Below are 9,391 nucleotides of genomic sequence, written 5' to 3'. Positions count from 1 at the left end.
CCCCTCCGCCGCCGCCTCGTGGAGTCCCGCCCCGGCCAGCCGCGCGGCGAGGAACGCGCCGGTGAACGCATCGCCCGCCCCCGTCGAGTCGCTCGCCCGCGCGGGCGGCGCGGGGACCCGGCCCAGCACCTGGCCGTCCTGGGCCACCAGCGCGCCCTCCGCGCCCAGCTTGACCACCACGGCCGGGAAGCGGTGGCTCAGCTTCGACGCCGCGTCCGCCGGGTCGGGCAGCCCGGTGAGCAGCTCCGCCTCGTCCCGGCTCGGCAGCAGTACGGCCACCCCGTCCACCGCCGACAGGAACCGCTCCGCCCCCGTCTCCGCGAGGAACCCCGCCGACGCGGGATCCACGCTCACCGGCACCCCGCGCGCGTGGGCGGCCGCCAGCGCCGCGCGGGCGGCCGCCCGGCTCGGCTCGGCGAAGAACAGATAGCCGGAGAGGTGCAGCAGGGCCACGCCGTCGAGGTCCCGGGGCGACCAGTCGGCGGGGGAGAGGCGCAGCGAGGCGCCGCTGTCCGTGAGGAACGTCCGCTCCGCCGCGGCGCCCCCGTCCACCAGGCAGATCACCGTCCCTGTCGGCGCCCCGGCATCGACGACGAGCCGGGGCCGCACCCCCGCGCGCGTGAGGGCGGCTTCGTGCCATGCCGCCGAGTCGGCGCCGACCCGGCCGACGAGCCGTACGTCGCGGCTGCCCCGATGCGCGGCCCAGCAGGCCACATTGGCGCCCGCGCCGCCCGGCACGGTGCGGATGACCGCGGCCGTGTCGGTGCCCGGTGCGAGCGCGGTCCGGTGCCGGGCCACGATGTCGGTGACGACGTCCCCGACGACCAGCAGGGCACCGGGGGCCGCGCCCGGCGACGGGTCCGTGCCGGGGTCCTCGGCGCCCGGACCGTCGGCCGCCCAGACGCTCAACGTCCGGCCCAGGCCGTCGCGATCCGCCCCGCGAGCCGGACGTTGCCGCGGACCGCCGCGAGATTGGCCTCCAGCGACGCGCCCTCGGTGCGCCGCACCAGCTCCCCCAGCAGGAAGGGCGTGATCGCCTGCCCCGTGATGCCCCGCTCCTCGCACGCCTCCAGCGCCTCGGCGAGCACGCGCGCGTGGAGCGCCGGATCGAGCTGCTCGGCACGCGGCACCGGATTGGCCACGATCAGCGCCGCGTCGGGGCCGCCGAGTGCGTCCTGGGCCCGTATCACCTCGGCGACCTCGTCGGGCGTGTGCAGCGTCCAGTCGACCGGATGCCCGGAGTCGGCGAGGTAGAAGCCCGGGAAGCGGTCGGTCCCGTACCCCGCCACGGCGACGCCCAGCGTCTCCAGCCGCTCCAGCGTCGCCCCGACGTCCAGGATCGACTTCACGCCCGCGCACACCACCGCGATCCTGGTGCGGGCGAGCAGCCCGAGATCGGCCGACTCGTCCTGCGCCTGCGTCCACTGCCGGTGGACCCCGCCGAGCCCGCCCGTGGCGAACACCCGCACTCCCGCGCGGGCGGCCAGCAGCGCCGTCGCCGACACCGTCGTGGCCCCGCTCGCGGCCGTCGCGACGGCGAGGGGCAGATCGCGGTGGCCCAGCTTGCGGATGCCGTCCTCGTGCGCGACGCGCTGCAGCTGATCCTTGGTCAGGCCGACACAGGGGGCGCCGTCCAGTACGGCGATCGTCGCGGGGACGGCGCCCTCGTCCCGTACGACAGCTTCGAGCTCCTCGGCCACCTGGAGGTTGCGCGGCCGTGGCAGGCCGTGCGCGATGATCGTCGACTCCAGAGCCACCACGGGGCGTCGCTCCGCGACCGCCGTCCGCACCTCTTCGGACACCACCAGCACGGGCCTGCCTCCTGCCTGTCGGGTCTCCCCTCATCCCTGGCAGGCGGCGCCACCCGGCAAACCCCCGCTGGCAGGGGGCCTCACGGCCCCGGGCTAGGGTGACCGGCCATGACCACGAATGATCAGACTGTTTCGTCTTTTGCCGTTCACATTCCGGATGTTGAGCTGGAGGTCGAGCCGCTCGACCCGGCGCAGATCGTCTCCGGAGACCCAGTGGTGACCGGCAAGGTGCTGTGGGAGTCCGCCGACGGCAAGCAGTTGCGCGGCATCTGGCAGATCACACCGGGCGTGGTCACCGACACCGAGGCCAACGAACTCTTCGTGGTCGTCAGCGGCCGCGCCACCGTCGAGGTCGAGGGCGGCGACACCCTGGAGGTCGGACCGGGCGACGCCGCCGTGCTGCGCGAGGGCGACCGCACCACCTGGACCGTGCACGAGACGCTGCGCAAGGCGTACCACATCACGCTCCCGTGACCGCGCCGCGCACCTTCTCTCACGCCTTCTTGAGCGCCCGGAGGACGGCGAGCGCGGCCATCGGCAGCAGCACGCAGACGCCGACCAGGTTGAGCCAGCCGTAGCTCGCCCGCGCGACGATGAGCCCCGCGGCGGCGCCGCCGATGCCCGCCGCCGCGTTCATCGTCAGGTCCGAGAGGCCCTGCACGGCCGCCCGGGCGGGCTGCGGCACCGAGTCGGTGAGCAGCGCCGAGCCGGCGACCAGCCCGGCGGACCAGCCGAGGCCCAGCAGGAAGAGCCCCGCGGCGGTCTGGCCGTGGCTGGGCCCCGCCGTACCGGCCAGCAGCGCGGCGCAGCACAGCAGCCCCACCGCGAGCCCGATCACGGAGAGCCTGCCGAACCGGTCGGCGAGCCAGCCCATCACCGGCGAGAACGCGTACATGCCCGCGATGTGGCCGCTGATGACCAGCCCGACCAGCTGCAGGTCCGCGCCGTGATGCCCCAGGTCGACCGGGGTCATCACCATGATCGAGACCATCACGGTGTGCGAGGCGGCCACCGTCACCAGGGCGAGGCGCGCCATCGGCGAGGCGGCCACCGCCGCGATCCCGGCCTTCAGTGAGCGGCTCTGCGCAGTCCCGCTCTCCTGCGGCGCCAGCGCGCGGGCCGTGAGCAGCGGATCGGGCCGCAGCAGCACCGCCACCACCACGGCGGCCACCGCGAAGATCCCGGCGGCGAAGAGGAAGGGACCGGCCTCCTTGGAGATGGAGGTGTCGGTGAAGACCCGGCTCGCGGGCGCGGAGATGTTCGGTCCCAGCACGGAGCCGATGGTCGTGGCCCAGATGACGTGGGAGATGGCCCGCCCGCGCCGGTCGGGCTCCGCGAGGTCGGCCGCGGCGAACCGCGCCTGCAGGGTCGCCAGCGAGCCCGCGCCGAAGGCCGCCATGCCGAGCAGCAGCAGGGCGAAGCTCTCGACGACCGAGGCGAGCACGACGATTCCCGCGCCCAGCGCACCGATCACATACGCCATGACGAGCCCGGCACGCCGTCCGCGCGAGTTCATCAGCGCGGCCAGCGGCAGCGACAGAAGGGCCGTGCCCGCCACGGAGGCCGTCGGCGCGAGACCGGACAGCGCCTCGGTCCCGCTCACGTCGGTGGCCAGCATCGGGGCCAGGGCGATGCCGATCGGCACTCCGAGGCCGCCCAGGATCTGGCTGGCGATCAGTACCGCGTTCGTGCGGCGACGCAGGGCGGGCAGCGCCTCCGGGCCGGGTATGTCAGGGGCGTCGACGGTCGAAGTCACTGACGCAGTGTGTCAGGGCGTTCGCAAACCTGGAACAGGGAGTTGCCAGAACAGGAAACGGTCAGGGCGGGAAGCGGCCAGAACACGAAACGGCCGGATCGCGAAACGGCCATAGCGATAGACCGTCAGAACAGTGGCCGGGGGAGCACCCCTTCCAGCGCGAGCAGGTGCCGCTTGGTCTCCAGGCCGCCCCCGAAGCCCCCGATTCCGCCGTCGCTCTCCACCACGCGGTGGCACGGCACCACGATCGGCAGCGGATTGGCGCCCATCGCGAGGCCCACGGCCTGGGCCGCGCCCGGGCTGCCGACGCGGCGGGCGAGGTCCCCATAGCCCACCACGGCGCCGTACGGCACGCCGGAGGCGAGCTCGCGCAGCACCTGGCGGTTGAAGCCGGTGACCAGGGACCAGTCGAGCGGCAGCCCGAAGTCGTGCCGCTCGCCCGCGAAGTACTCCCCGAGCTCGCGCATCGGCTCGGTGAGCAGAGGGGAGTCCGGCGTGTGGACCGGCTCGGTGCCGAGGCGGGAGCCGAGCCGGTCCAGGGCCTTGTCGCGCACCGTGTCCGTGGCATGGAAGCCCACGGTGACCAGGCCCTCGTCGGTCGCGGCGAGCAGCAGTGGGCCGATGTCGCTGTCGACGACGGCCCACACGGCCGCACGCCCGTCCTGTGCCATGGCGTTCATGTCGACCACGGTACGACCGCCCACTGACAACGCGGGCCGTCAGTCCTCGCGCAGCGCCTTGCGCACGACGTCGGGCGTGTTCGTGATGATCCCGTCCACACCGAAGCCCGCCGCCCGCTTGGCGCCCGGGGCGTCGTTGACGGTCCACGTGAAGATTTCCAGCGGCTTGCCGTGCGGGCCCTTGAGGGCGTGGATCGCGGAGACGTAGGCGGCCGAGATGGACGTGTGCGTCGAGTTGATCTGATCGGCGAACCGCGCGTACTCGGGCAGCTCGGCGACCGAGGGAGTACCGAGGAAGCCGGTCTTCACGTCGGGGCGCAGCTTGTGCACCGTCTTCACACTGTCCGCACTGAAGCTCTGGATGACCAGCTTGCTCTTCACGTGGTGCTTGTCGAGCCAGCCCTCGTTGCGCAGGATCCGCAGGCCCTGCTCCTCGATGCCCGGGTACAGCTCGGGCTTCTTGAACTCGAAGACCAGCTTCTGGTGGTTGTGCGACACCCTCCGCATGTACTGCTTCAGGGTCGGCACCCGCTGGCCTGCGTACTTCGGGCTGAACCAGCTGCCCGCGTCGAGCTTCGCTATCTCCGCCGCCGTGAAGTCCGCGACCTTCCACGGGGCGCGGTCGGGGAAGACCTCCTCGACGTTCGTCGTCCGCTTCAGGGTGTCGTCGTGCACGATCACCAGCTCACCGTCCTTGGTGCGCTGGACGTCGTTCTCCACCCAGCGGAACCCCATGTCGCGGGCCTTGTCGATGGCCGCGAACGTGTTCTCCGGGGCGTAGGCCGAGGCGCCGCGGTGGGCGACGACGAGCGGGCGGTCGTGCCCGGCGGCGCTCGGCGCCGGGGTCTGGGCGGTGGCGGTGGCGGTGGGGAGGACGAGTGCACCGGCTCCCAGAAGGGCAGCGGTGGTGGCGGCAGCACGTGCGTACACGGGTACTCCTCGCGTCGTGTGATCGCGGACCGCTCCAAAGTGACAGTCCACGGCCAACGGGAGACAGGTGCAGGATGGCCACAGGTTGAACGGAGTCATCACCGACGAGGACCCCGCGCGTGGAGATGGCGATTCTTTGCCGGAAAATCGTTCGCAGGTTCCGGGGCGAGCTTTACTCTCTGCCTCAGCCGACGGCCTTTCAGATGGCCACCGGCAGGGGGTGCATGGGACGTTTTCCGGGCATTCGGGCACAACAGGAGGAAGGGCTTCCGCGCATGCAGGGCACGGTCGACGGGTTCAGCTACGGAGTCGTCACACCGGTAGTGGCCTACCTCATGGCGTGTCTGGGAGGAGCGCTCGGACTGCGCTGTACGACCAGATCGCTCCTCGTCGCACACTCCTGGCGGCTCGGCTGGCTGGCGCTCGGCTCGGCCGCGATCGGCTCCGGCATCTGGACCATGCACTTCGTGGCGATGATGGGCTTCACCGTCGAGGAAGCCCCGATCCACTACGACAAGCCGCTCACCTTCGCGAGCCTCGCCGTCGCCATCGTCATGGTCGGCATCGGCATCTTCATCGTCGGCTACCGCGGCGCGACGGGCACCGCCCTCTTCACCGGCGGGACGATCACGGGACTCGGCGTCGCGACGATGCACTACCTGGGAATGGCCGGTATGCGTCTTCGCGGGACGCTGGAGTACAACACGCTGACCGTCGCCGCGTCCGTGGTGATCGCCATGGTCGCCGCGACCGCCGCGCTCTGGGCGGCCGGGCAGGTCAGAGGAATCCTGTGGAGCCTCGGCGCGAGCCTCGTCATGGGGCTGGCCGTGAGCGGCATGCACTACATGGGCATGGCGGGGCTCAGCGTCCATCTGCACGGCTCGGGCGCCGCGCCGCCCGGCGACTCGCCCGCCGAGATCCTCGCGCCCATGATGATCGGGCCGCTCGCCTTCCTGCTCCTCGCGGGCGTCATCGTCATGTTCGACCCGCTCATGGTGATGGGCGGCCAGGCGGACGTCAGGAACCCCGCGAACGGCAACCGGTCCCGGCAGTCCTACCCCGTCCCGCGCTCCGGCGACCGCCACGTGCCCGCCCGCCGCAGGACCCGGCCCCGGTCCCGCACCCGCCCCGGCTCCCGCACCCCGCAGAACTGGTGAGCGGGCTTCCGGCGGACCGGCCGGGACCCGGGCCGGGGCGCCGCTGACCGGCCGGTCCCGCCCGGTTGTCAGTGCGGGGTCGTACGGTGGATTCCATGCGGCCCGTATCCAAGATCGAACGCACGATGGCGCCTTTCGAGGTCGTCAGTCCGTACCAGCCCAGCGGCGACCAGCCGACCGCCATCGCCGACCTTGAGCGGCGCATCCGTGCAGGTGAGAAGGATGTCGTCCTGCTCGGCGCGACCGGCACCGGCAAGTCGGCCACCACCGCGTGGATGATCGAGAAGCTCCAGCGCCCCACCCTCGTGATGGCGCCGAACAAGACACTGGCCGCCCAGCTGGCGAACGAGTTCCGCGAGCTCCTGCCGAACAACGCCGTCGAGTACTTCGTCTCGTACTACGACTACTACCAGCCGGAGGCGTACGTTCCGCAGTCGGACACGTACATCGAGAAGGACTCCTCGATCAACGAGGAGGTGGAGCGCCTGCGCCACTCCGCCACGAACTCGCTGCTGACCCGCCGCGACGTGGTCGTGGTCGCCTCCGTCTCCTGCATCTACGGCCTCGGCACCCCGCAGGAGTACGTGGACCGCATGGTGCCCCTGAAGGTCGGCGAGGAGATCGACCGCGACCAGCTCCTGCGCCGCTTCGTCGACATCCAGTACACGCGCAACGACCTGGCGTTCACCCGCGGCACCTTCCGCGTCCGCGGCGACACCATCGAGATCTTCCCGGTCTATGAGGAGCTCGCCGTCCGCATCGAGATGTTCGGTGACGAGATCGAGGCGCTCTCCACCCTGCACCCGCTCACCGGCGAGGTCATCAGCGACGACGACCACCTGTACGTCTTCCCGGCATCGCACTACGTAGCGGGTCCCGAGCGCCTGGAGAAGGCCGTCACCGGCATCGAGAAGGAGCTCACCGAGCGCCTCGCCGAGCTGGAGAAGCAGGGCAAGATGCTGGAGGCCCAGCGCCTGCGCATGCGCACGACGTACGACCTGGAGATGCTCCGCCAGATCGGCTCCTGCTCCGGCGTCGAGAACTACTCGATGCACTTCGACGACCGCGCGCCCGGCACCGCCCCCAACACCCTCCTCGACTACTTCCCGGAGGACTTCCTCCTGGTCCTCGACGAGTCGCACGTCACGGTCCCCCAGATCGGCGCGATGTACGAGGGTGACGCCTCCCGCAAGCGCACCCTGGTCGACCACGGCTTCCGGCTGCCCTCCGCGCTGGACAACCGCCCCTTGAAGTGGGAGGAGTTCCTCGGCCGCATCGGCCAGACGGTCTACCTCTCTGCGACCCCGGGGAAGTACGAGCTCTCGCGCGGCGACGGCTTCGTCGAGCAGATCATCCGCCCCACCGGCCTCGTCGACCCCGAGGTCGTCGTCAAGCCCACCGAGGGCCAGATCGACGACCTCGTGCACGAGATCCGCACGCGCACCGAGAAGGACGAGCGCGTCCTGGTCACCACGCTCACCAAGAAGATGGCCGAGGACCTCACGGACTACTTCCTGGAGCTCGGAATCCAGGTCCGCTATCTGCACAGCGACGTCGACACCCTGCGCCGCGTGGAGCTCCTGCGCGAACTGCGCGCCGGTGAGTACGACGTCCTGGTCGGCATCAACCTCCTCCGCGAGGGCCTCGACCTGCCCGAGGTCTCGCTCGTGGCGATCCTCGACGCCGACAAGGAGGGCTTCCTGCGCTCCGGCACCTCCCTGATCCAGACCATCGGCCGCGCGGCGCGCAACGTGTCCGGTCAGGTCCACATGTACGCCGACAAGATCACCCCGGCGATGGAGAAGGCCATCGAGGAGACCAACCGCCGCCGCGAGAAGCAGATCGCGTACAACAAGGAGAGGGGCATCGACCCGCAGCCCCTCCGCAAGAAGATCAACGACATCGTGTCGCAGATCGCCCGCGAGGAGGTCGACACCGAGCAGCTCCTCGGCTCCGACTACCGCAAGGCGAAGGCCGGCAAGGCCCCGGTGCCCTCGCTCGGCGGCGAGGCGGCCAAGACGGCAAAGGCAGCGGCGCCCGCCAAGAGCAAGGCCAAGGGCAAGAAGGGCGCGGAGACCGTCCCGACCGACCGTCCCGCGGCCGAACTGGCCGAGCAGATCGACGAGATGACCGAGCGCATGCGCGCGGCCGCCGCCGACCTGCAGTTCGAGATCGCCGCCCGGCTGCGCGACGAGGTGTCGGAGATGAAGAAGGAACTGCGGCAGATGCGGGAGGCGGGCCAGGCCTGAGGCCGTGACGAGAGGGCCCTGGAAGCACGTCTGGGGCCCGAGGAACGGCGTACTGCCCGGTCTGTTGCAAGACCGCCACAAAGTGCGGCCCGGATTGCTGCCTCGCAGGTCGGAGTGCATAGGGTGCTGGGCAACCGCAAGAGGCGGTTGCCCAGGCAGTTCGAGAGGGGACAGCGCGTGACGGTCAACATGACCAAGGGTCAGGCCATCAGCCTGCAGAAGAACGACGGGGGCGCCCTGACCGCGGTGCGCATGGGACTCGGGTGGCAGGCGGCTCCGCGCCGCGGGCTGTTCGGCTCGCGGACCCGTGAGGTCGATCTGGACGCCTCGGCGGTGCTGTTCGCCGACAAGCAGCCGGTGGACGTCGTGTTCTTCCGCCACCTGGTCAGCGACGACGGCTCCGTGCGGCACACCGGTGACAACCTCGTGGGCGGCGTCGGCCAGGGCGGGGACGACGAGGCGATCCTCGTCGACCTCCAGCGGATCCCCGTCCACATCGACCAGATCGTCTTCACGGTGAACTCGTTCACCGGCCAGACCTTCCAGGAGGTGCAGAACGCGTTCTGCCGCCTGGTCGACGAGACCAACGGCCAGGAGCTCGCGCGCTACACCCTCGACGGCGGCGGTCAGTACACCGCGCAGATCATGGCGAAGGTCCACCGGGCGGGCGCGGGCTGGCAGATGACGGCCATCGGCAACCCGGCCAACGGCCGTACGTTCCAGGACCTGATGCCGTCGATCCTGCCGCACCTGTAGCCGCGACGAGCACCACAAGCGCAACCGGCACCACAAGCGCAACCGGCACCAC

General features: G+C 71.2%; 9 protein-coding genes. 4 read left to right on the top strand and 5 right to left on the bottom strand.

All coding sequences use genetic code 11. The annotated features are described in order from the left end of the window. A partial coding sequence (locus AOK03_RS30305) for a carbohydrate kinase family protein (RefSeq protein ID WP_055568561.1) occupies nucleotides 1-831 on the bottom strand: 831 nt, incomplete at its 3' end. 74 nt (nucleotides 832-905) lie between these two features. After that, nucleotides 906-1,811: a pseudouridine-5'-phosphate glycosidase gene (locus AOK03_RS30300; protein WP_055568558.1), complete on the bottom strand. Its 906-nt coding sequence runs from the start codon at nucleotides 1,809-1,811 to the stop codon at nucleotides 906-908. 108 nt (nucleotides 1,812-1,919) lie between these two features. Between AOK03_RS30300 and AOK03_RS30295 the strand changes: the two genes are divergently transcribed. Then, entirely contained in the window at nucleotides 1,920-2,285 is a 366-nt protein-coding gene (locus AOK03_RS30295) for a cupin domain-containing protein (protein WP_055568557.1), read from the top strand. 19 nt (nucleotides 2,286-2,304) lie between these two features. Here AOK03_RS30295 and AOK03_RS30290 read toward each other — a convergent pair whose 3' ends face one another. The 3 genes from AOK03_RS30290 to AOK03_RS30280 form a co-directional block, all read right to left on the bottom strand. Continuing rightward, nucleotides 2,305-3,567, bottom strand: coding sequence for an MFS transporter (locus tag AOK03_RS30290; protein WP_055568556.1), 1,263 nt, complete (start codon nucleotides 3,565-3,567; stop codon nucleotides 2,305-2,307). Between the two features lie 125 nt (nucleotides 3,568-3,692). Continuing rightward, entirely contained in the window at nucleotides 3,693-4,247 is a 555-nt protein-coding gene (locus AOK03_RS30285; RefSeq protein ID WP_055568560.1) for a methylated-DNA--[protein]-cysteine S-methyltransferase, read from the bottom strand. Between the two features lie 39 nt (nucleotides 4,248-4,286). Next, nucleotides 4,287-5,177, bottom strand: a complete 891-nt coding sequence (locus tag AOK03_RS30280) for a glycerophosphodiester phosphodiesterase (protein WP_055568555.1) — start codon at nucleotides 5,175-5,177, stop codon at nucleotides 4,287-4,289. 275 nt (nucleotides 5,178-5,452) lie between these two features. Between AOK03_RS30280 and AOK03_RS30275 the strand changes: the two genes are divergently transcribed. The 3 genes from AOK03_RS30275 (at nucleotide 5,453) to AOK03_RS30265 (ending at nucleotide 9,339) form a co-directional block, all read left to right on the top strand. Further along, on the top strand, nucleotides 5,453-6,334 hold the full coding sequence (locus tag AOK03_RS30275) for an MHYT domain-containing protein (protein ID WP_055568554.1): 882 nt from the start codon (nucleotides 5,453-5,455) through the stop codon (nucleotides 6,332-6,334). A 95-nt stretch (nucleotides 6,335-6,429) separates the two neighbouring features. Continuing rightward, nucleotides 6,430-8,583: an excinuclease ABC subunit UvrB gene (gene uvrB / locus AOK03_RS30270; RefSeq protein ID WP_055568553.1), complete on the top strand. Its 2,154-nt coding sequence runs from the start codon at nucleotides 6,430-6,432 to the stop codon at nucleotides 8,581-8,583. Nucleotides 8,584-8,760: 177 nt separating this feature from the next. Beyond that, on the top strand, nucleotides 8,761-9,339 hold the full coding sequence (locus tag AOK03_RS30265; protein ID WP_055568559.1) for a TerD family protein: 579 nt from the start codon (nucleotides 8,761-8,763) through the stop codon (nucleotides 9,337-9,339). Nucleotides 9,340-9,391 lie beyond the last annotated feature (52 nt).

Source organism: Streptomyces atriruber, assembly GCF_001418325.1.
GTDB classification, from domain to species: Bacteria; Actinomycetota; Actinomycetes; order Streptomycetales; family Streptomycetaceae; genus Streptomyces; species Streptomyces atriruber.
Note: the sequence above shows the minus strand (reverse complement) of the source record. Positions and strands in the feature narration are given on the sequence as shown.